Source organism: Clostridium sp. MCC345, assembly GCF_018785345.1.
Classification (GTDB): Bacteria; Bacillota; Clostridia; order Lachnospirales; family Anaerotignaceae; genus Anaerotignum_A; species Anaerotignum_A faecicola.
The window spans coordinates 79,536-101,947 of the sequence record NZ_WQPP01000032.1 but is presented as its reverse complement, the minus strand read 5'-3'; the positions used below and the strand labels follow the sequence as shown (position 1 = coordinate 101,947).

General features: G+C 49.0%; 20 protein-coding genes, 3 tRNA genes and 1 pseudogene. 16 read left to right on the top strand and 8 right to left on the bottom strand.

Annotated features, from left to right (window positions below; translation table 11 throughout):
- Window positions 1-6: 6 nt before the first annotated feature.
- On the bottom strand, window positions 7-969 hold the full coding sequence (locus tag GPK49_RS07420; protein ID WP_215677206.1) for an alpha/beta fold hydrolase: 963 nt from the start codon (window positions 967-969) through the stop codon (window positions 7-9).
- Between the two features lie 118 nt (window positions 970-1,087).
- Between GPK49_RS07420 and GPK49_RS07415 the strand changes: the two genes are divergently transcribed.
- From GPK49_RS07415 to GPK49_RS07395, 5 genes are all read left to right on the top strand, one after another.
- A complete protein-coding gene (locus GPK49_RS07415) occupies window positions 1,088-1,294 on the top strand; it encodes a hypothetical protein (RefSeq protein WP_016407208.1) in 207 nt (68 codons plus the stop codon).
- Window positions 1,295-1,374: 80 nt separating this feature from the next.
- Window positions 1,375-1,447: transfer RNA gene (locus tag GPK49_RS07410), tRNA-Thr, on the top strand.
- Between the two features lie 49 nt (window positions 1,448-1,496).
- Window positions 1,497-1,577: transfer RNA gene (locus GPK49_RS07405), tRNA-Tyr, on the top strand.
- An 11-nt stretch (window positions 1,578-1,588) separates the two neighbouring features.
- A tRNA-Met gene (locus tag GPK49_RS07400) sits at window positions 1,589-1,662 on the top strand.
- 111 nt (window positions 1,663-1,773) lie between these two features.
- Window positions 1,774-2,052 (top strand): hypothetical protein, encoded by a 279-nt coding sequence (locus GPK49_RS07395; RefSeq protein WP_215677204.1) that lies wholly within the window; start codon window positions 1,774-1,776, stop codon window positions 2,050-2,052.
- Here the strand turns inward: GPK49_RS07395 and argH are convergent.
- Window positions 2,049-3,428: an argininosuccinate lyase gene (gene argH, locus GPK49_RS07390; RefSeq protein WP_118582458.1), complete on the bottom strand. Its 1,380-nt coding sequence runs from the start codon at window positions 3,426-3,428 to the stop codon at window positions 2,049-2,051. The two genes, GPK49_RS07395 and argH, sit on opposite strands and share 4 nt — an antisense overlap.
- A gap of 303 nt (window positions 3,429-3,731) precedes the next feature.
- Entirely contained in the window at window positions 3,732-4,955 is a 1,224-nt protein-coding gene (locus GPK49_RS07385; RefSeq protein ID WP_444876947.1) for an argininosuccinate synthase, read from the bottom strand.
- Between the two features lie 400 nt (window positions 4,956-5,355).
- On the opposite strand from GPK49_RS07385, the gene GPK49_RS07380 reads away from it, so the two are divergent.
- From GPK49_RS07380 to GPK49_RS07365, 5 genes and pseudogenes are all read left to right on the top strand, one after another.
- Window positions 5,356-6,234 carry a fumarylacetoacetate hydrolase family protein gene (locus GPK49_RS07380; RefSeq protein WP_215677202.1) on the top strand — a complete coding sequence of 293 codons (879 nt, stop codon included), beginning with the start codon at window positions 5,356-5,358 and terminating at the stop codon, window positions 6,232-6,234.
- 172 nt (window positions 6,235-6,406) lie between these two features.
- Window positions 6,407-7,549, top strand: a pseudogene (gene wecB / locus GPK49_RS12965) (non-hydrolyzing UDP-N-acetylglucosamine 2-epimerase); the annotation flags it as partial.
- 45 nt (window positions 7,550-7,594) lie between these two features.
- Window positions 7,595-8,320, top strand: a complete 726-nt coding sequence (locus tag GPK49_RS13170; RefSeq protein WP_444876946.1) for an SHOCT-like domain-containing protein — start codon at window positions 7,595-7,597, stop codon at window positions 8,318-8,320.
- A gap of 70 nt (window positions 8,321-8,390) precedes the next feature.
- Window positions 8,391-8,924: a hypothetical protein gene (locus GPK49_RS07370; protein ID WP_215677198.1), complete on the top strand. Its 534-nt coding sequence runs from the start codon at window positions 8,391-8,393 to the stop codon at window positions 8,922-8,924.
- Window positions 8,872-9,177, top strand: a complete 306-nt coding sequence (locus tag GPK49_RS07365) for a hypothetical protein (protein WP_215677196.1) — start codon at window positions 8,872-8,874, stop codon at window positions 9,175-9,177. The genes GPK49_RS07370 and GPK49_RS07365 overlap by 53 nt, the downstream gene beginning before the upstream one ends.
- Before the next feature lie 87 nt (window positions 9,178-9,264).
- On the opposite strand, the gene GPK49_RS07360 is transcribed toward GPK49_RS07365, so the two are convergent.
- Both GPK49_RS07360 and GPK49_RS07355 read right to left on the bottom strand, forming a co-directional pair.
- Window positions 9,265-10,614, bottom strand: a complete 1,350-nt coding sequence (locus GPK49_RS07360; RefSeq protein WP_215677194.1) for a peptidoglycan-binding protein — start codon at window positions 10,612-10,614, stop codon at window positions 9,265-9,267.
- An 18-nt stretch (window positions 10,615-10,632) separates the two neighbouring features.
- Window positions 10,633-11,124: a hypothetical protein gene (locus GPK49_RS07355; RefSeq protein WP_016406850.1), complete on the bottom strand. Its 492-nt coding sequence runs from the start codon at window positions 11,122-11,124 to the stop codon at window positions 10,633-10,635.
- Window positions 11,125-11,250: 126 nt separating this feature from the next.
- Between GPK49_RS07355 and GPK49_RS07350 the strand changes: the two genes are divergently transcribed.
- The 5 genes from GPK49_RS07350 (at window position 11,251) to GPK49_RS07330 (ending at window position 17,683) form a co-directional block, all read left to right on the top strand.
- Window positions 11,251-12,066, top strand: coding sequence for a carbon-nitrogen hydrolase family protein (locus tag GPK49_RS07350; RefSeq protein ID WP_016406851.1), 816 nt, complete (start codon window positions 11,251-11,253; stop codon window positions 12,064-12,066).
- Window positions 12,067-12,102: 36 nt separating this feature from the next.
- Entirely contained in the window at window positions 12,103-12,645 is a 543-nt protein-coding gene (gene msrA / locus GPK49_RS07345) for a peptide-methionine (S)-S-oxide reductase MsrA (RefSeq protein ID WP_016406852.1), read from the top strand.
- Between the two features lie 97 nt (window positions 12,646-12,742).
- A complete protein-coding gene (asnS, locus tag GPK49_RS07340) occupies window positions 12,743-14,137 on the top strand; it encodes an asparagine--tRNA ligase (protein ID WP_016406853.1) in 1,395 nt (464 codons plus the stop codon).
- Window positions 14,138-14,348: 211 nt separating this feature from the next.
- The gene (locus GPK49_RS07335; RefSeq protein ID WP_215677192.1) at window positions 14,349-16,010 is read left to right on the top strand and encodes a WG repeat-containing protein; all 1,662 of its coding nucleotides are present in this window, start codon (window positions 14,349-14,351) and stop codon (window positions 16,008-16,010) included.
- A gap of 17 nt (window positions 16,011-16,027) precedes the next feature.
- Window positions 16,028-17,683, top strand: coding sequence for a WG repeat-containing protein (locus tag GPK49_RS07330; protein WP_215677190.1), 1,656 nt, complete (start codon window positions 16,028-16,030; stop codon window positions 17,681-17,683).
- A gap of 48 nt (window positions 17,684-17,731) precedes the next feature.
- On the opposite strand, the gene GPK49_RS07325 is transcribed toward GPK49_RS07330, so the two are convergent.
- A complete protein-coding gene (locus GPK49_RS07325; protein ID WP_215677188.1) occupies window positions 17,732-18,226 on the bottom strand; it encodes an HD domain-containing protein in 495 nt (164 codons plus the stop codon).
- A gap of 43 nt (window positions 18,227-18,269) precedes the next feature.
- The gene (locus tag GPK49_RS07320) at window positions 18,270-19,643 is read right to left on the bottom strand and encodes a sodium-dependent transporter (RefSeq protein ID WP_016406857.1); all 1,374 of its coding nucleotides are present in this window, start codon (window positions 19,641-19,643) and stop codon (window positions 18,270-18,272) included.
- Between the two features lie 267 nt (window positions 19,644-19,910).
- Here GPK49_RS07320 and GPK49_RS07315 point away from each other — a divergent pair, with 267 nt between their 5' ends.
- On the top strand, window positions 19,911-21,179 hold the full coding sequence (locus tag GPK49_RS07315) for an L-cysteine desulfidase family protein (RefSeq protein ID WP_118582483.1): 1,269 nt from the start codon (window positions 19,911-19,913) through the stop codon (window positions 21,177-21,179).
- Between the two features lie 203 nt (window positions 21,180-21,382).
- On the opposite strand, the gene GPK49_RS07310 is transcribed toward GPK49_RS07315, so the two are convergent.
- The gene (locus GPK49_RS07310; RefSeq protein WP_215677186.1) at window positions 21,383-22,369 is read right to left on the bottom strand and encodes a diaminopimelate dehydrogenase; all 987 of its coding nucleotides are present in this window, start codon (window positions 22,367-22,369) and stop codon (window positions 21,383-21,385) included.
- Window positions 22,370-22,412 lie beyond the last annotated feature (43 nt).

Below are 22,412 nucleotides of genomic sequence, written 5' to 3'. Positions count from 1 at the left end.
CCTTACTTAAAAAATATGTGATTGGTTTAAAAATTCATTGAGATTTTCCAGAAATGCCTTGCTGTTTTCCATGTGGGGCAAAGCACCTGTGTTTTCAAACAGTGCGAAGGAACCGAAGTCCTTCATTTTTTCTGCCGTATCGAAGGCAGAGGTCGGGTTCAGCCTGTTTTCCTCGCCCCAGATCATCAGAAACGGGACAGAAAGCTTTTCAAAGGCAGGCTTGGTATCTGCTGCCCAGAAGCGTGTTTTCAGGCAGGCAAAGGTTGCCTGTGCATGCGTGCCGAAGCGTGCCGCCCGCGCATATTGCTGCACCAGCTCCGCGGAAATGGTTTCCTTTGCGAAAATCGCCTGCTCCAGTGCGGCTCTGATTTTCCATTTGCCTGTGCCGATGAGAAAATGCTCCGTGCCTGCAATGGGGGAGAGCAGGAGCGAAAGCTGCTTCGTGTCCTCGTTGGTCGCAAAGCCGTTCCCGATGCCCTCCGGGGAAATGAGCACCATGCGGCGGATATCCTTCGGGTACAGCAGAGAAAGCAGTAAACCAAAATCCGCACCGCCATTCGCACCGCAGAAGCAGACGGGATGACCGATGACATCCTCGATGAATGCATGCAGCAAATTTGCATATTGATATGCTGTCCATGGCTTTTCGGGACAGAAAGAATTGCCGAAGCCGGGCAAATCCGGAACGTATACATGGTAATCCTCCGCCAGGGCATCAATCACTGCATCCCATTCTCTGCCGGATGCACCAAGCATCATGCTGTGTACCAGAACCAGAGGCTTGCCGTGCCCTACAGAACGATATGCAATTTCGCCTTCCTTTGCATGGTATGTTTCCATAACATGGGTTTCATCTTTCTTTTTGCGTGCCATCCGCAGGCAGACCTGCTGATAGCCGGCAAGACCTGCAAGCAAAGCGCCGATTGCGCCGAAAAAGCCGAGAAAATATTTTGCAAGTGCATTTTTCATATCAAAAACCTCCTTATTGGAAGAAATTATCCTACTCTATATTATGCGCCCAAATTCTGCATTTGAAAAGAGGAAAATTCATAAGATGGTCTGAAGAATTTTTTAAGGGGTGGCGGAGATGGAAGGATTTTCGATTTTGGCAGGACAGCTGTTTCTCATCCTCTGCGTGCAGTCGGTTCTGGAGGCAATGGCATCCAAATGGCAGAGCGGCTTTATGCAGAAGCCCATTGAATTGGGATGCTATATCGCCAGCCTTGCGGTGGTTTTGCGGTTCATGGAAACCTATCTTCTGGATATTCTGCGCGCCCTGACGCATTTTTTTTGAAAGTACAAAATTTTTATAAAAAATACTTGACGAAAGGTGGAAAGAATGATAATATACTTCTTGTACTCAGCACGAGTTACGCCGATGTGGCTCAATTGGCAGAGCAGCTGACTTGTAATCAGCAGGTTATCGGTTCGAGTCCGATCATCGGCTTTTTTCTTGCTTATCAGCAGGAGAAAAATAAAAATAACTACACTACCATGGGTGGATTCCCGAGCGGCCAAAGGGGGCAGACTGTAAATCTGTTGCGATAGCTTCGAAGGTTCGAATCCTTCTCCGCCCATTTTATACTGCCGCGGAGTAGAGCAGTCCGGTAGCTCGTCGGGCTCATAACCCGGAGGTCGCAGGTTCAAATCCTGTCTCCGCAATCGAAAAGAGAGATACAAGAAAAAATCTTGTATCTTTTTTTTATGCCCTGCGACCGACGGGTTCCCGGGGCTGCAGCACCGACCGCTGCCGGTGGCAGAAGAAGGAAGGTGATGCAGGCGAGAAATCGGGAGTTCCGCAGACTGAACGCAGAGAGGGAGAGCGGACGACCAGATTTCGAGGTGGGCAAGGCAGGTTCAAATCCTGTCTCCGCAATCGAAAAGAGAGATACAAGAAAAAATCTTGTATCTTTTTTTTATGCCCTGCGACTGAAAAAGCGGTGTTTCACACCGATTGGGCGCAGGTGCGCCAAAATAAAGCCCGATGAAATATGGGATTCGCCTGTTTTCCCAACAAAAAAAGCTGCCATTGGCAGCTTTTTCATTATTTAAATCGTTTTGAAATATTCCTTATTTGCAGCAATCGCGGCAGTTGTTACTTCCTTCGCAGGGCCACCGATCACCTTTCTTGCCTGCGCACATTCGTTTACATTGATAGCGGCGTAAACGCTTTCATCAAACACAGGGGAGATTGCCTTATATTCCGCAAGGGAAAGGTCATCCAGATTGGTGTTATGCTCAATGCAGTACAGCACCAGCTTCCCGATGATGGCATGTGCATCACGGAAGGGAACGCCCTGCTTGACCAGCCAGTCTGCCGCGTCGGTTGCGTTGGTGAAGCCGCCCTTTGCCGCATTCAGCATGGCATCCTTCTTTACAGTCATGGTCGCAATCATGCTTGTGAATACGGGCACGCACATTTTCACCGTATCAATCGCGTCAAACAGACCCTCCTTATCCTCCTGCATATCCTTGTTGTACGCCAGAGGAAGACCCTTCATCGTAGTCAGAAGCGCCATCAGATGCCCATATACACGCCCTGTTTTCCCACGGATCAGCTCCGCCATATCGGGGTTCTTTTTCTGGGGCATAATGCTGGAGCCTGTGGAATATGCGTCGGAAAGCTCGATGAAATGGAATTCATGGCTGCTCCAGAGGATGATTTCCTCGCAGAAGCGGCTCAGGTGCATCATCAGGATAGAAAGCGTGGATGCCAGCTCAATACAGAAATCTCTGTCGGAAACGCCGTCCATGCTATTCATGGTGATTGCGGCAAAGCCAAGCTCCGCAGCAACGGCATATCTATCCAGAGGGTAGGTGGTGGTGGCAAGTGCGCCGCTGCCCAGAGGCATTACGTCTGTGCGTTTGTAGGTATCGCAAAGGCGGTCGTAGTCGCGCTTGAACATTTCCACATACGCAAGCAGGTGATGCGCCAGTGTAACAGGCTGTGCGCGCTGCAGGTGCGTATAGCCGGGTAAAATCGTTTCGGTATGGTTTGCCGCGAAATCGTTCAGTGTTACCATCAGATTTTTCACCAGTTCTTTAATCGCGATGATTTCCTTTTTGGTATACATACGGATATCCAGTGCCACCTGATCGTTACGGCTGCGGCCGGTATGCAGGCGTTTGCCGACATCACCGATACGGCTGATGAGGATGGTTTCCACGTTCATGTGGATATCCTCTGCTTTTTCGTCAAATGTAACCTTGCCGGCTTCGATATCGACGAGGATTTCCTTTAAGGTTTTGATGATTAAGGCAGCGTCATCGGCGGGGATGATGCCCTGCTTGCCGAGCATGGCGGCGTGTGCCATACTGCCTGTGATATCCTCTTGATACATTCTGCTATCGAAGGAGATAGAGGAATGGAAGTGGTCTGTAAAGCTGTCTGTAGACTGGGTGAAGCGTCCGCCCCAAAGTTTAGCCATAAAATTCGTCCTTTCTGCGAGGACTCTGTCCTCGCGCTCCTGCCAAAGGGTTCAACCCTTTGGAAACCGATACTGCAAACAGAAATACTTCTGTTTGCGGTGTGGTTTTTCTGGTTTTTTCTGTAATATTAGAAATACTCCCATCAAGTCTGACAGGAGTATTTTTTTGTCTTTCGTATTTTTAATAATTTATCTTATCTTCTTACCCTCCCTCCGCAAAACCATATACATGGTTTTGCAAAATGGGGTTCCAAGGGAGTCACTCCCTTGGCAGGTGCAGGACAGCGTCCTGCAAAAAGGTTTTTATTTGTTTTTGTTGTTCTCCATCATCATCGCACGAACCTTCATGGACAGACCGAACAGGTTGATGAACCCGTCTGCGTCCTTGTGGTTGTAAAGCTCACCTGTTGTAAAGGAAGCGATGGATTCGTTATACAGGCTGTAAGGAGATGTAGAGCCTGCAGGAATGATATTGCCCTTATACAGCTTCAGCTTAACCGTGCCTGTTACGGTTTCGTTTACCTTATCGAAATAAGCGCTCAGTGCTTCACGCAGAGGTGTGTACCATTCGCCGCTGTAGACCAGCTCTGTGAATTTGTTGCTTGCCACTTCGTTGAATGCCTGTGTTTTCTTATCGGAGCAAAGATATTCCAGCTCGCGGTGTGCATAGTACATGATAGTACCGCCGGGTGTTTCATATACACCACGGGATTTCATACCAACCACACGGTTTTCGCAGATATCTGTGATACCAACACCGTTTCTGCCGCCGATTTCGTTCAGCTTTGTCAAGAGAGCAACGGGATTCAGTTTTTCACCATTGACTGCAACGGGAATACCCTTTTCAAAATCCAGTGTAACATATTCGGGCTGATCGGGTGCCTTTTCAGGTGTCACACTCATCTGCAAAATGTGTTCGTAGTTGGGTTCGTTTGCAGGGTCTTCCAGCTCCAGACCTTCATGGCTCAGGTGCCACAGGTTTCTGTCACGGCTGTAGGAGTTGTCATGGCCTGCTTCAAAGGGGATACCATGGTCAGCCAGATACTGCATTTCATCCTCACGGGACTGCATCTTCCATGTATCCAGTCTCCAGGGAGCGATAATCTTCATTTCGGGTGCCAGTGCCTTGATGGTCAGCTCAAAACGCACCTGATCGTTGCCCTTGCCTGTTGCGCCGTGGCAGATTGCAGTTGCGCCTTCCTTTTTCGCAATTTCAACCAGTCTCTTTGCAATGATGGGGCGTGCCATGGATGTACCAATCAGATATTTGCCTTCATAAACAGCGTTTGCCTTTACGCAGGGGTAAACCGCATCTGTGATGAATTCTTCTGTCAGATCTTCGATATACAGCTTGCTTGCGCCGGTTTTCAGTGCCTTTTCCTCCAGACCGTCTGTTTCCTTACCCTGCCCAACGTCACCGCATACGCAGATTACTTCACAGTCATAATTTTCTTTCAGCCAAGGGATGATTGCGGATGTATCCAGACCGCCGGAATATGCCAGAACGATTTTTTCTTTTGCCATGATTTTTCTTCCTCCTTAAAAAACAAACCTGAAACAAATCATATTGTAATGGTTTTTGTGCAAAATGAATTTTATAAATGGATTATACATAGAAAATGCAATAAACGCAATAGAAAATAATAAAAATACATAAATTTGTGTATATTTTTGAAAATACGGGAAACGGCACGCATCTTTTTGGGCATTTTTCTTTGCGCTAAATAATAGATGATGTATATTTATGCACATTTAGGTGAATAAGCGTTTAGAACCACAGTATCTTGTATACATACGGTGCGGAATCCTTTTTTTTCTTCCTAAAAAGAGGGTTTTGTGATATGATGAAACTGGTATCATTATAGAAATCATACCGTTTTTACGAAAGAAAACAAAGAGCCAAATCGCATGTGAGGAGGATGGAAGAATGAAAATTTTAACATATAAGCATGGCGGCGAAACAGCTGTCGGCGTTTTAAAGAATGACGGCTCCGAGGTGGTGCCTGTCAATTATCTTGGCTGCAGTGCCATTGATATGAATACCTTTCTGGATGTGCAGAATGAGAAAAAGCTGGAAAAGCTGGATAGAAATAAGGAGCTGATGCAGGGGATTCCTCTGGATGAGGTGCAGATTCTTTCGCCCATTCCCCATCCCAAGCAGGATATTGTCTGTCTGGGGATCAATTATTATGCACACGCGGAGGAAGCGGCGCGGTTCCATGATGAGGCCTTTGGCGGCGAACGTCCTGTGCCGATTTATTTTTCCAAGAGAATCAATCGTGCCTTGGCGGATGGCGAGGAAATCGACGGGCATCTGGATATTGTGGATAGCTTGGATTATGAAGCAGAGCTGGCGGTTATCATCGGCAAGGATGCAAGGAATGTAAAGCCGGAGGAGGTTTTTGAGTATGTCTTTGGCTATACGATTCTCAATGATATGAGTGCGAGAAATTTACAGACCTCGCATAAGCAGTGGTATTTCGGCAAGAGTCTGGATGATTTTACGCCGATCGGTCCTTGGATTGTGACGAAGGATGAATTTAAGAATCCACCTGCGCTGCCGATTCGCTCCTATGTGAATGGCGAATTACGGCAGGACAGCAATACGGAGCTGATGATTAACGGCATTGAAAAGGTTATTTGCGAGTTAACGCAGGGCATGACCCTACAGGCAGGCACGATTATTGCCATGGGGACACCAGCGGGTGTCGGCATGGGCTTTGAGCCGCCGAGGTTCCTGAACAGTGGCGATGTTGTAACGTGCGAAATCGAGGGCATCGGCACCATGACGAACAAAATCAAGTAAAGACCAAAAACCTTGAGGGTTTCACCCTCAAACTCCCACCAAGGGAATGATTCCCTTGGAACCCCATTTGCAAAACCATGTACATGGTTTTGCGGTATCGGGTGCAGGGGCTGAGCTCCTGCTAGGGGTGTTGGGGACAACGTCCCCAAGGTCTTAATGAAGGAGATATAATATGGATAAAATAAAGGTAATGAGCGTGTTCGGGACACGCCCCGAGGCGATTAAAATGGCACCTCTGGTAAAGCAGCTGGAAAAAACTCCCGAAATCGAGAGCATCGTCTGCGTCACCGCGCAGCACCGCGAAATGCTCGATCAGGTACTCGAAATCTTCGACCTGCATCCGCAGTATGACCTGAATATCATGCAGTCCCGTCAGACATTGGCAGGCATCACCACCCGCGCATTAACCGGTCTGGAGGAGGTCATGGGTCAGGAAAAACCCGATATCGTCCTTGTCCATGGGGATACCTCTACCACCTTCGCAGGCGCACTGGCGGCATATTATAATCAAGTGAAGGTCGGTCATGTTGAGGCAGGCCTGCGCACCTATGATAAATATCAGCCCTTCCCGGAGGAAATGAACCGCCGCCTTACCGGCGCATTGACCGATTTGCATTTTGCACCCACCCCTCTGGCAAAGGAGCATCTGCTGAAGGAAAATATCAGTCCGGACGGCATTTTCATCACAGGCAATACCGTCATCGACGCATTGGCGCATACCATCGAGGAGGACTATACCTTTACTGTCCCCGAACTCAATCAGATTGATTTTAAAAACAAACGCGTCATCGCCATGACCGCCCATAGAAGGGAAAATCTCGGCGAGCCCCTGAAAAATATCTGCCGCGCCGTGAAGCGTCTGGTGGAAGAATATCCCGATGTGGAAGTGGTCTATGCAGTGCATAAAAATCCTGCCGTGGTAGAACCTGTACATGAGATTCTCGGCGGCAACGACCGTATCCACCTCACCGACCCTCTGGATTTAAAGGATATGCATAACCTTATGTGCCGTTCCTTTTTCGTGATGACAGATAGCGGCGGCCTGCAGGAGGAGGTGCCTTCCATGGGTAAGCCCGTTCTGGTGCTCCGCAACGTAACAGAACGCCCCGAGGGTGTGGAAGCAGGCACCCTGAAGCTGGCAGGTACGGATGAAAACGTCATTTATTCCATGGCGAAGGAACTGTTGGATCATAAAGAGGAATACGAAAAAATGGCGCAGGCAAAGAACCCCTTCGGTGACGGACAGGCAAGCCGCCGCATCGTGGAAAGCATCCTGTATGCCTTCGGAAAAAAAGCAGACAGACCCGATGAATATGTCCTGCGCATAAAGTATGAGAAAACACCTAAGGAGGGAAAACCGATGAAAGAAGAAAGAATGGCAATCCTGAATATGCTCGAAAAAGGCATCATCAGCGTGGATGAGGCAGAACGTCTGCTTACAGCGCTGCATAGCGGCTTAGGTACCGAAAAGGACGGCATTACAAAAGCCGTAGGCGGTATGCTGAATAAGGCAGGGGCTGCGCTGAGCGCCGTTGCCGATAAGGTAAAGGAAAATCCCGCGGTGAAAAACGCCGCAGATAAGGTAGCCGATAAGGCGGATGATTTGCAGCCCAAGGTAAGCTCCGCGGCATTCCGCATGAAGGAAAAGCTGGCGGATAAGGCGGATGAGTTGCAGCCTGCCGTGCGCTCCGCAGCCTTCCGTATGGTGGAAAAGGCAAGCGAAATCAAGGAGGATATGGCAACCTACCGTGAAAAGCTGAGAGAAAAGAGAAACCGCGACGAAGCGGAGGATTGGGATGACATCGATCTGGAGGAGCTGGATGCCGCAGAAGCACCCACAACAGAAGAAGCTCCCGCAGCCGCAGAGGCAGCACCTGCTGAGGGCGAGGAAGCAGTAGAGCCCATCTCCCCCGAAATGAATAAATACCTGAATAAGGTGGAGGATGTTCTGGACGGCATGAGCGACCAGATGGAGCAGCTCAATGATATGGAGGCATTTCTGAAGGCCTCCTTCGGAGAATATAACCCTGCCGATTTCGAGGATGACGAGGAAGAGTCCGCAGACGAGAAAAAAGACGCTGAGTAAGCGAGAATCAGCAAAAAGCCGCAGATAAAATCTGCGGCTTTAAATTACTCAAACAGATGAAGGAGAAAAAATGGAGAAAAGGAAATATGAGGATATTCAAATCATTGAAGTTTTTCATGAAAGCAAAAGGCAGAAGATATGTGCATATAAATCTCTTATAAAAGAGAACTGCTTCGAGGGAACGCAGGTATTTGAATATGACGAAGCAGGAAATCTCTTGAAACGTACTGTTATACAAAATCATAGTGGTTCCGGTCAGCTGAGAGAGTGCTGTTTTGCATACGATGAAGAGAAAAGGATTATTGCATATAAAGAAGTGGTAAATCAAGATAACGGGGAGCAAATAGTAACGATCAATAGAGTATATACGTATGAAGCAGATGGCAATGAATATATCCTTGAAAAAGGGGAAGCACTTCGTAAAAAATATTTTGTATATTGCAAAGGCGCTAAGGGATTGAAGGAGGACATGCCTTCTGAAAGAGAAGTATTCTTTAAAATGGATACCATTATAATGAAGGATAGGCAGAAACAACTTTATAATTTACCGAATGGAGCATTATCTTTCCAAAGAATATTTTATAAAGAAAAAGGGAAAATTTGAATTTTTAAATCCGGCAGGAGAAGAATATAAGTGGGCTTTGGGAGATATTGATGATAATTCAGCATTGGTTTACTTATATGAGCCAATTTTAACGTTAGAAATTTATCAGCAAATTGTCCTGTATTGTAAAAAGATTAGTCCGGAGTTAGATTTTATTTCTTTTTCGCCGAAGTGCTTTGTTGAACCGAATGAAGAGTGCAATCGAATTATGAATTGGATTGCAGAGGTTGATGTATGGTATGGGATTTGCTAATGAAAAGGGTTGGAATAAGCAAATATTTTTAGGTTATTTCAGTAATGGAGAGGGTGTCGACTTTGTCGACACCCTAAGTTAGTTTCGTTAGCGCGCGTTATACAAACGCCGTATAAGGTTCCATGTCGCGGGGCCGACATTCCCCGTCGGCGGCAGGTCGTTCTGCGCCTGCAATGCCGCCACAGCGTCTCTTGTCGCCTCGTCAAACACCCCCGTCACCGCAATCGGCGGAATCACGCCGCTGTAGTCCGCAATCCCTTTGAGATAGGTCTGTAAATTCCGCACATCCTCATTTTCCATACCCAAGGAAAGGAAATATCCCGGATAAATCCCTGCGTTGTTTTCCTTCATCCCCTGCGGCAGCATTGCCAGAATATCGTCATACGCCTGCCGCAGCCGCAGCCACGTCTGCAAGCCCACAATCCCGTCCGCAGGCAGTCCGGCGAGCGTTTGAAAGGCACGCACGGCGGCAGTGGTCGCAGGGCCAAAGTATCCGTCCTGATCGATATCGGGAACGGCATCATTAAAATATGAAATCACATCCAGATAATACTGCAAAGACCGCACATCCACACCGTTGCTCCCCTCGCGCAGCACCGCAGGGAAGGGGCGTGTCACCTCATCCAATGTCAGCCCTTCGCTCGTCAGCTCATTCAGCCGTTTCACCCCGTTGTAAATATATTTCAGCTGATACCACGTTGGCTTCCCGACAATTCCGTCCGGTGTCAGGTTGAAAATCCGCTGAAATTCCCGTACCGCATTTTCTGTTGCTATGTCGAATACCCCGTCTGCCGGCTCAATTTTCGGAATCGCAGGGTAGTTATCCGCAATGCGGTTCAGCTCTAATTGTATCGTTTTTACGGTATTACCGGCATCCCCCAGCCGTAGCGCGGCACCCGGATAGGATGGCACATTTGCGGAAATCGGTACATTTTCCAGAATCCCGATATCCTGCCCGTAAAATTTCTGCAAAATCTGATAGGGTGTCAGCCCCTGCTCCGCCAATGCAACCGTCTCCCATTGGGAAAGTCCGTCGCAGACGGTGGTTGTGCCATTGCAGTAGGCGGTGAAAAACGGATCAACACGCCCCTGCCGCACCACATAGTTGTTGAAAATTTCATCCACAATGCGGCTGATGTTTTCATAAATATCCCGTCCCTTGATGTAGGTCTGGTCATACTGCGTGGTTGAGGTAATATCAAAATCATACCCCTGACTGCGGTAAAATTCGTTAAATATGCGGTTCAGCGCATAGGTAATCTGTGCGTAGATATTCGCGCGAATTGCGGCTTCGGGCCATGTGGGGTAAATCTCGCTGGAGGCCACATTTTTGATATAATCGGGAAACGGCACGGTTACGTTTTCCGCAGGCTGATTCGGCAGCCCCAGATGTACCGTAATTGTTTCGGGAATGGTTGGAACCTGCTGTAAAGCCATGGCGTGCTTCCTCCTTTTTTATAAATTCGGTTCGGTATCGGTGATGCTTTCTGCCTCGTCCCTGCGCGCTCCGCTGACATCAAAGGAAAGTGCGACAGGCTGAATTGTGGTAATCCCGTCAAAAATGGGGATATCATGCACCACAACAGGAACCGTTCCGGGGGCGGAAATCAGTGCATCGTATGTCGCAAAAACATCTGTGCCGCCCGGTGTCTGCGATTTATCGCGGCGCGGCGCAGGCAGTGAAATTTCTGCCGTTTTGCCGCTTTCATTCGTCATTGTGGTAACGGAAAGCGTATGCCCGTTGGGTAATGCCTTGCTGATGACAACCGTTGCCCTCTCGATGGGAACGGCCCCCTGTCCGCCCGTCACCTGAAACAGCAGTGTGCCGAAGGCAGGGTTTTCCGCCAGAAATTGCCGCAGAGGATCGGCAGGGCTTGCTTCTCTGACAGAAAGCTTGGAAGAATTGGAAGGATTGGGTTTCTGGTTTTTCTGAAAATAAGGATACATAGAAAAACTCCTTTCTCTGTTTTTTATAGACTCCTTCCATACTATGCAAAAGGCAAATCCCCTTTTTCTTTTTTTTCGGGTATGCTATGATAAAGGCAAAAAGAAGGCAGATAGGAGGTCTGTGGAATGAAAGTAGCTTTATTGCAGTTAAAAACCCTGCCGACACCTGAGGAAAATCTTGAAAAAATAAAACAGATGCTTGTGCAGGCAAAGCAGGAGGGCGCGGATCTGGCAGTTTTGCCCGAAATGTGCTGCTGCCCCTATGAAAACAGTGCCTTTGTGCGCTATGCCATGCCCGAAAACGCCCCGTTTTTGCAGGGCATCGCCGAAATGGCAGGGGCTCTCGGCTTGTATGTGGTTGCAGGCTCTGTTCCGCTTGCGGCGGATGGCAGAATCTATAACGCCGCCTTCGTCTATGATAATAAGGGAAGCTGCATCGCAAGACACCGCAAAACCCATCTGTTTGATATCAATGTCCCCGGCGGACAGTATTTCATGGAATCCGATACCTTTACCGCCGGCAGGGATGTCACCACCTTCGACACCCCGTGGGGCAGGATGGGGTTGATGATTTGCTATGATATCCGTTTTCCGGAGCTGTCCCGTCTGCTTGCGCTCGAAGGCGCAAGGGCAATCCTTGTCCCTGCCGCCTTCAATATGACAACAGGCCCTGCCCATTGGGAAATGTCCTTCCGTATGCGTGCCTTGGATAATCAGGTTTTTCTGGCAGGCTGTGCCCCTGCGCGTGATTTGCAGTCCTCCTATACCGCATGGGGTCATTCTATTGTTACCGACCCTTGGGGCAGTGTGGTAGCGGAGCTGGACGAAAACGAGGGCATCCTCACAGCGGAGCTGGATTTTGCAAGGCTGGAGCAGGTGCGGGCGGAGCTGCCGCTGTTAAAGCACCGCAGAACGGATTGTTACGATATCATCAGAAAATAAGGAGAGATGGCACTTAGGAAAGGAGAGAGGACTCTTATGAAAAAAGAAACGATTTATCTGGCAGGCGGCTGCTTCTGGGGCACGGAAAAATATATGCAAGGTGTTGATGGTGTTCTGGAAACAAGGGTCGGCTATGCTCTGGGCGAAAAGCCCCTCTGGAATCCGCCCCTCAAGGAAAGCGTCACCTATGAGGAGGTCTGCAATCACAGCGGACACGCCGAAGCGGTCGAGGTTGTCTTTGATGCGGAAAAAATCTCTCTGACAGAAATTCTCAGGGAATATTGCTATACCATCGACCCGACCTCTCTGGGCAGGCAGGGCATGGATATCGGGATTCAGTACCGCACGGGCATCTATTCCCTCACTGAGAAGCAGCGGCAGACGGCACAGGCATTTCTGGATACCCTGCAAAAGGACTACAAACAGCCGATTATGATTGAAAATCTCCCCCTGCGCCAGTTTATTCAAGCGGAGACGTATCACCAGAAATATCTTGAAAAAAATCCCAATGGCTATTGCCATATCAATTTTGAGAAAATTGCGGCGCAGAAGGCGGCGAAAGCGGAAAAGCAGGATTGATTTTTCCGATAAATCCGATAAAAAGGTTGTCTTTTTCCCTTGAAACGGCTACAATAGAAGTATTATGGACAGAAAACTCAGGAAAGGATGTAACATCATGGATTTGACAACAGTAAAATCTATCTACCGCAACACTGCGGCGTATGCAAATAAAGAGGTCACACTGGGCGGCTGGATTCGCACCATGCGTGTCTCCAAGAATTTCGGCTTTATCGAGCTGAATGACGGCTCCTTCTTCAAAAATATTCAGATTGTTTTTGAAGCGGAAAGACTGAAGAATTATGAAGAAATCTCCAAGCAGAATGTCGGCGCGGCGCTGATTATAAAAGGTCTTCTGGTGGAAACCCCCGAAGCAAAGCAGCCCTTCGAGGTAAAGGCAACACAGATTGATGTGGAAGGCACCTCCACCCCCGATTATCCCCTGCAGAAAAAACGCCACTCCGTAGAATTTCTGCGTGAAATCGCATATCTGCGCCCAAGAACAAACCTGTTCTCCGCAACCTTCCGCGTGCGCAGCCTGATTGCAATGGCAATTCATGAATTTTTCCAGGGCAAGGGCTTTGTATATGCCCATACACCCATCATCACAGGCTCCGACTGTGAGGGTGCGGGCGAAATGTTCCGTGTAACCACACTGGATTTGGATAACCTGCCTCGCACAGCCGATGGCAAGGTAGATTATTCCAAGGATTTCTTCGGCAAGGAAACCAACCTTACCGTATCCGGTCAGCTTTCCGCGGAAACCTTTGCAATGGCGTTCCGCAATGTTTATACCTTCGGGCCTACCTTCCGTGCGGAAAATTCCAACACAACCAGACATGCGGCGGAATTCTGGATGATTGAACCCGAAATGGCATTTGCCGATTTGAACGATAACATGGAAATCGCAGAGGAAATGCTGAAATATATCATTCAGTATGTTCTGGACAACGCCCCCGAAGAAATGGAATTCTTCAACAGCTTCGTGGACAAGGGTCTGCTGGACAGACTGCATAACATCCTCGATAACGAATTTGGCAGAGTGACCTACACAGAAGCGGTTGAGCTTTTGAAAAAATCCGGTCATACCTTTGAATATCCCGTAGAATGGGGCATTGATTTGCAGACAGAGCATGAACGCTATCTGACAGAGCAGATTTACAAAAAGCCTGTATTCGTAACCGATTACCCCGTAGAAATCAAGGCGTTCTATATGCGTCTGAATGATGATAAAAAGACCGTTGCGGCAATGGATTTGCTTGTGCCCGGCGTTGGCGAAATCATCGGCGGCAGCCAGAGAGAGGAAAGACTGGAGGTTCTGGAAAACCGCATGAACGAGCTGGGTCTGAAAAAAGAGGACTACTGGTGGTATCTGGATCTGCGTAAATACGGCGGCACAAGACACGCAGGCTTCGGTCTGGGCTTTGAACGTGCGGTAATGTATCTGACAGGTGTCGGCAATATCCGCGATGTCCTGCCTTACCCTCGTACCGTAAATAACGCAGAATTCTAATCCGATTTTGCAGAAAATAAAAGAGTCTGTATGGGAATTTTCCCACGCAGGATCTTTTTTGTATACAGAAAAACGCCTTGTGTTACAAGCAGCTTACAAATTTCTTACGAATTTCTTAAATTTCCTTCCCCTCTCTTGAGGGAAGCGTTTTCTTTTGCTAGAGTGAAAGCAGAAGCAAAAGCACAGTTGTATTTTCGGGGAGGGACAAAACATGAAAAAACTCGTTTGTATGGCACTCAGCGCAGCACTTCTGGCAGGGAGCGTGCCTGCCTACGCGGCAGATTATATCACAAAGGTGCCGCATACCTTTACGGCAAGGGTCGGCACAACGGAATTTACCAAGGACGGCGCAGCACAGCCCTTGGATGTGCCGATTTATATTAAGGATGGCTATACCATGCTGCCCCTGCGCACCTTTATGAAGGCGGCGTTGGGCGAGAAAAGCCAAATGGCTTGGGATAATGAAACCAAGGCGGCGACAGTAGCATTTGGGGGAAATCTCATCCGTTTTTCGGTAAAGGAGAATACCATCGCAAAAAACGGGAAGGACTTACCTGTCTGGGGCAAAATGGAAGTGAAGGATGGGCGCGTTTTCGTTCCCCTGCGGAACTGGTCGGGTATTTTGCAGTCCATCGGTTATCTCATAGAGGAGGGCGATATCACATGGGACAGCACCACAAGGCTGGCAACCGTCCGCGCTGTGGAACAGAAGCTTGACCCCTCCAATGGTCTGGAAAAGCCTGCACTGAGCCGCAAGGGCGCGCAGGCATCCTACGCTGTCGCACTTTCCACGCAGTATGATGAAATCGAACCCCTTGGGGACGGCTATTTCCTTGCACAGAAATATACGGGAGAAACGAATGTCGGCTTGGGTGTCAGCATGGGCGGACGCGAAAATGTACGGTATCTTCTGGATAGTAAGGGAAAGGTGTTGCAGACCTATGACACCGGAACGGATAACTATATGGAGGACGGCGGCGAGCGAACCTTCTTAGTTGGCAGAAATACGGAAAACGGCTTTGGCAATGGTGCCATCGACTGGGAAGGCAAAACCGTCATCCCCTTCATTTATAACAGCGTAGAGCCTTTTTCCGAAGGCCTGGCGGCAGTTTCGGATAAAAACGGCACAGGCTTTGTGAATCGAAACGGCGAGGTTGTGATTCCTTTGCAGTTTGAGGAGGCAAAACCCTTCTCCGATGGTCTGGCAGTTGTGAAGAAAAAAGACGGCACCTATGCTTATATTGATAAAACAGGCAAAATCGTCATTGATGCCGCGAACTACAGGCATGTGGAGTCCTTCTCGGAAGGTCTGGCAATGGTACGAAGCAGTGATGCGCGTCGGGCAGGCTTTATTGATCAAACAGGCAAGGAGGTTATCCCCTGTCAGTATCGTTGGGCAGGCTATTTCCGAAACGGTGCAACCTATGCGTCAGATGCGGAAGGAAAAAACTGGCTGATTGATAAAGCAGGCAAAAAGCTGAAACGGATTGCGGATGCAGAATATCTGGTATATGCAGATGATGATAGGACAAAACCAAATCAGCAGAAGAACGGCATGGCAATGACGGAGGAGATTGTGAATCTGCCCGATGGCGACCATGAGCATGTAAGACGCTATTTTGATGAAACAGGCGAAATTTCCTATGAAACCTATCGTCTGAAAAAGGGACTTTCCGAGGGACTTGCACCGTATTGGGATGCGACGGCAAAGAAATACGGCTATGTAAACGAAAGCGGCACTTGGGTGATTGCCCCTGCATTTGATGCGGCGGAGAGATTCCAAGACGGCTATGCGGTGGTTGCCAATGAAATCAAATTGGCAGACGGTACAAAGGATGTCGAATGGGGCATTATCCAAAATCCGAACAGATAAAAAGGGGGAAAAGGCGTATGAAAAAAATATTCTGTATGGCACTCAGCGCGGCACTTCTGGCAGGGAGCGTGCCTGCCTACGCGGCGGAGGAATCACTGTTCACGAAAACACCGCATACCTTTACGGCAAGGGTCGGCACAACGGAATTTACCAAGGACGGCACAGCACAGCCTTTGGATGTGCCGATTTATATCAAGGATAGCTATGTCATGCTCCCTCTGCGCACCTTTATGCAGGCGTTGGATGCGGATGCAGAGCTTGTCTGGGAGGATGGGATTCAGCTTGCCAAGGTCACCATGCAAGATTACACGCTGAGCTTTGATATCACCGGCAACCGCATCTGGAGAAACAGCAGCCTGTTGCCTTCGTTTGGGCAGATGGAGGTCAAGGACGGCAGAGTTTTTGTCCCCCTGCGCGATTGGGAGGGCGTGCTGAAATGCTTTAACCGCTATATCGTCGATGCGGATGCTCTCAGCTGGGATGCAGAAACAAAAACCGCAGCCGTACAGCTGACAGAGCTGACAGCGGCAACGGCAAACGATACCTCCTCCGTCAAGGGAACGGGCGAAGCGGCAGTGTTCGGCATTCCCCTGACAGACCGCTATGATGATATCAAATCCATCGGCGGCGATTATTTCATCGCGGAAAAATACGTCAATACCGATGGGGATATTCTGGGTGCGCCGCAGGAATATGAAAATCAGCAGGCAGATTGGTTCCTTCTGAATCAGCAGGGTAAGGTACTGCTCCAATATAGCAATAAGGATGTTCTCAGACTGCGCGGCTATGGGGATGGTTTCCTGCGTTTGAATAAACGGGACGGAACAAGCCAGATTCTTGATATGGAAGGCAATACGCAGTTTGCGGACGATTACCATGTGATAGACAGCTTTTCCGAAGGTCTGGCAATGGTGATGGACTATAAGGAAAGAAAAAGCGGTTATATCAACGCAAAGGGCGAAGAAGTCATTTCCCTATCCTCTTACAGTGCCGATGCCTTTTCCGAGGGCTTGGCGGCAGTAGGCGTAGATCTTCCGAAGGAAGAAGGAAGGCAGAGCGCAGAAACCCGTTATGGCTATATTGATAAAAAAGGAGGCTGGGTCATCGAGCCGAAATACAGAGATGCATTTGCTTTCCGGGATGGTCTCGCAAAGGTAGAGGATACGGACAGAAATATCGGCTATATCGATAAAACCGGCAAAGAGGTTATCCCCCTGCGCTATAACAAAATAACAGATTTTTGGAACGGCAAAGCCTTTGCACAGGAAAAAAGCGGCGAGGTTATCCTGATTGATACCACGGGCAAAAAGCTGAAATCCATCATAACGGGGAAATATCTGGATGACTGCGGCAACGGCATCATTTCCACGGAGGTTTCGGAGCAGGTTGCACCCGGCAGGGTGGAATATGTGAAGCTGTACTTCGATGAAAACGGGCGCATTTCCAAAGAGGATGCCAGATGGAGAATGCGGCTTTCCGAAGGGCTTGCCCCCTATCAGGATGAAAAAACAGGCAAATACGGCTATGTCGGCGAGGACGGCACATGGGTCATTGCCCCCACCTTCGATTTTGCAAGAGATTTCAAGGACGGCTATGCCGTTGTCTCCAAAAAAGTAACACTTGCAAACGGCAAAGAGGATGTCCAATGGGGCACTGTCTGCCACCCCATTTAAAAACGGCATAAGAAAACCCCTTCGTACCTTTGGTACGAAGGGGCAATTTTATTTGTCCAAAAATACAGATTGCAACAGCCGCCTGCCGCAGTCCGTTTTCGCCACGTTTTCCAGAAAATGCGCCACGGCTTCTTTTCCCAAGCCCTTTTCCGCCGCATTCACCAGAAAATCCGCCTCAATCAGAATCTGATAATCCATTCCGTCAATCCCTGTCACCGTATGGTGGTGTGCAATCAGATAGGAAATGCGGTCAATCAGTTCTGCGTCGAATCCGCTGTCCGCCAAAAAGTCACGCACCAGCCGAGGGCTTTCCGCCTCCTGATGCTTGCCGTCCGTATTGCCGTATTTTTCCCGACAGAGCGGACAGGAAATATCGTGGATGATTGCTGTTGCCTCCAACAGAAACAGCGTCTTTTCGTCCAGACCCTCTGCCTCGCCAATCGTTTTTGCATACGCCCAGACGCAGAGAAAATGGTGGATATCCGCCGTATTCCCTGCGGAAAAGGCAATCATTTTTTCCGTTAATTGCGGTATCGTAAGCATCCTTGTTCCTTCCTTCTCTTTTGTAAAAATTGTTGAAAGCTGCTTATTTGCTGAACATGGAGAGATACCCCATCACGAATACAAACAGAATAATCAGCGGCAGAATATATTTCACATACAGCCGAATCCCGTTCGGGAATTTCAGCCCTTCGCCGGCGTTTGCCTCGTCCATGAAATTCTCCCAGCCCCAGCCGTTTTTGCATGCACAGAACAGCACATAAACGATACTGCCCAGCGGCAGAATATTATTGGAAACCAGGAAATCCTCCAGATCCAGAATCGCAGTGCCCTCGCCCAAGGGCTGTAAGCCGCTCAGCACGTTGTAGCCCAGCGCGCAGGGCAGGCAAAGCACAATCAGTGCCACAATATGATACGCAACAATTTTCTTGCGCGGCGCATCCGTCATATCCGTCCAGAAGGTAATCAGGTTCTGGAATACACCGATGACCGTAGAGAATGCCGCAAAGCACATGAACAGGAAGAACAGCGTCCCCCAGAGCCGACCGCCCGGCATTGCATTGAATACGTTGGGGAGTGTCACGAAAATCAGTCCGGGGCCCTGACCGGGGTCAACCCCATAAGCAAAGCACGCAGGGAAGATAATCAGACCTGCCATCAGCGCAACCGCCGTATCCAGAATCGTAATGCAGATTGCCTCGCCCATCAGGGAGCGGCTGCGGTCGATAAAGCTGCCGAAAATCGCAATCGCGCCCATGCCGATGCTCAGTGTGAAGAAAGCCTGACTCATCGCGGCAAAAAGCACCTCCGTAATGCCGTATTCCATCAGCTTGGAAAAATCGGGATAGAGATAGAACCGCAGTCCTTCCTCGCCCCCTGCTAGAAAGAAGGAGCGCACCGCAAGCACAATCATCAGCACCAGCAGCGCAATCATCATCACCTTCGTGATTTTTTCCACGCCGTTTTGCAGCCCCTTGCCCACAATCAGCATACAGCTGATAACAACGGCAATCATAAACGCAACATTCAGCGTCGGGTTGGCAAGGGTGCTGTTGAAGGTTGCGCCGATTTCATCCGCGTTCATCCCTACAAAGCCGCCTGCCGCCATCTTGAAGAAATAATAAACCATCCAACCGGCAACCGTGGTGTAAAACATCATCAGGATGTAGTTACCTGCCATTGCAGGAAATTTGAACCAATGCCACTTCGTTCCCTTCGGCTCCAGCACATCCATGGAAAGGGCAACACTGCGCTGACTGGCGCGCCCAACGGCAAGCTCCAGTGTCAGAATGGGAATGCCCAGAATGAGCAGAAATACAAAATAAATCAGCACAAAGGCAGCGCCGCCGTATTTCCCTGTGATGTAAGGGAATTTCCACACATTCCCCAGACCGATGGCACAGCCTGCGGAAATGAGCAGGAAGCCCAGACGGGAGCTGAATTTCTCTCTGTTTTCCATAAAAACCTCCTATAAATCCTCTGTTTTTTTGCATGCTGTTCGCGCTGTGCGAAAGAGCATGTATTTTTTCTCATACGTTGTCAGAGAAGCTGATTTTATTATAGAAAAATTTCCATGAAAACACAACAGAAAATCGAAAAATTCGATGGAATGTATCGGAAGAATTGTTTTCTCGATAGTAAGAGCATTTTAGGTAGCTTTTTTTCATTGGAACAGGTATACTGAAAGAAGAATTTGTAGGACAAATGAGAGGGAGAGGGAATAAAAATGAAATTCGATTTTACCGGTCTGTTAAAAAATGAAATGAAGCCTGCCTTAGGCGTAACAGAGGTCGGCGCGATTGCCCTTGCGGCGGCGAGAGCCTATGCGGCTGTGGGCGGTAAGCTGCAGGAGATTCGCATGGTGATGAATGGCGGCATGTATAAAAACGCCTTTTCCTGCGCCATTCCCGGCACGCAGGAGCTTGGCTGCAATATGGCGGCGGCATTGGGTGCCTTGGGCGGCGATTGGACGCTTGGTTTGGAGGTGCTGAAAAATATTACAGCCGCACATGTTGCCGAGGCAAAGACATTGCAGATTCCCATGGATATCAAAGCCGATGAAACAAAGGAGGGCATTTATATCCTTGCGGAAATCCGGACAAGCGAAGGGGTCGGCGTTTGCCGCATTGAGGACTTCCATGCGAATATCGTTTTTGTTGCAAAAAATGATACCGTTCTCTTTCAGGCAGAGCAGACAAAGGCGGCGGAACAGCAGCATGCCTTTGATTTTGAAGCAGTTACCGTTGCGGATATGGTGGATTATGCAAAAACCGTTCCCATCGCAGAATTGTCCTGTGTGAAAGAAATGATTGCCATGAACTGTGCGCTTTCCGCCGAGGGCGAGAAGGGCGTAGGTCTGCAAATCTGGAAAACTCTGGCAGCCTTCCGTAATAGAGGTGCTGTCGGTGACGATATGATTTACGCCGCACAGAGGCTGACCTGCTCCGCCATGGATGCGCGTCTGGCAGGTCTGCCCTTTCCTGCCATGAGCATTGTCGGCAGTGGCTCCCATGGAATTCTCTGCTCCATGCCCGTTGTTTCCTATGGCAGATTTGCAGGAAAAACAGAGGAAGAAATCATCCGCGGCGTGGCACTCAGCTGCTTAATCACCATTTTCAGCAAACATTATACCGGCAGACTTTCTGCCCTCTGCGGCTGTGTTCTGGGCGGTGGCAGCGGTGCGGCGGCAGGTATTGTGCTGCTCATGGGCGGCAGCGCGAAGGAGGCCTCCGCGGCAATGGATCACATGGCGGCAAATCTTACCGGCATGATCTGCGATGGCGGCAGTATCGGCTGTGCGCTCAAGGCATCCGCAGGGGTCTATGCGGCATATCTTTCCGCGATGCTCGCCATGGAAGGAATTGCCATTCCGCATAATTTCGGCGTAATCGGTTCCTCCGCAGAGCAGACGGAAAAGAATCTGGGACGTATCTCCGATGAGGGGATGGCTCCCATGGACAGTACGATTATTGATGTTATGCAGAAGGGCAAATAAAAAAAACAACCCCCATCGGTTCACCGATGGGGGTATTTTCTGTCCCAAATATAGCGGAAGGGTTCGGGAAACGAAGCGTTTTCCCGACTGGAATCCGCAGGCGGAATTTATTTCCGCCGAGGAAAACTGGGCGTTTCAAGGTTTACCGCCGGAACGCATCAGTTTATTCTTCTGTTTTATCAAGTTGAAATTCTGATTTCAACTTACAGTAATGTTTTTCTCTGTTCTTCCGCAGACAGGGGAGAAAGATAGGTGGGTGCAACATCAAATACAGTCTTTGCCCCTGTGATGCCCTCCTGTGCCATCTTGTAAGCCGCTCTTGCATAAGCAGCAATTACGCTGGAAGTAAATTCGGGGTTGGAGCCCAGCTTCAGAGAATATTCAATCATCTGCTTGGTATCTGCGCCGGTTGTGCCTGTGCGGATAACAAAGCCGCCGTGAGGGATACCGCTGTGGTCGCGATCCAGCTCCTCCTGAGAAATGAAGTGAACCGTTGTGTCATAATCAGCGAAGTAGTTGGGCATGGTCTTGATTTCGTTTTCAATGCGTGCCAGATCTGCGCCTTCCTCAGCCACAACATAGCATTCTCTTGTGTGTTTTTCTCTTGTGGTCAGTTCAGGGTTTTCGCCTGCTCTTACCTTTTCCAGTGCCGCAGGAACGGGAACGGTATACTGCTTGCCGTCCTTTACGCCCTTAATGCGTCTGATGGCATCGGAATGTCCCTGACTTACGCCTCTGCCCCAGAAGGTGTAATCCTTGCCGTTGGGCAGAATGCAGTTGCCAATCAGTCTCTGCAGGCTGAACATACCGGGGTCCCAGCCGACGGAAATGAAAGCAATATGACCGCCTTCCTTTGCGGAAGCGTCTACATTTGCGAAATGCTCAGGAATTTTTGCGTGGGTATCAAAGCTGTCCACGATGTTGAAATATTTTGCATATTCAGGGCTCTGTACAGGCAGATCTGTCGCACTGCCGCCACAGAGAATCATAACATCAATGTCGTCTTTTTTGCTGATTGCGTCCTTTACGTTATATACAGGTACATCGGGGCTCTGTGTTTTCAGTGCTTCGGGGGCTCTTCTGGTGAAGAAAGCCGCAAGCTCCATGTCGGGGTTCTGTCTGATTGCAAGCTCCACGCCCTTCCCTAAGTTGCCATAGCCCAAAATACCAATTCTGATTTTTTCTGCCATTTTCATCATCCCTTTTCTTTAGAATAAAAATTTTAAAAACGAA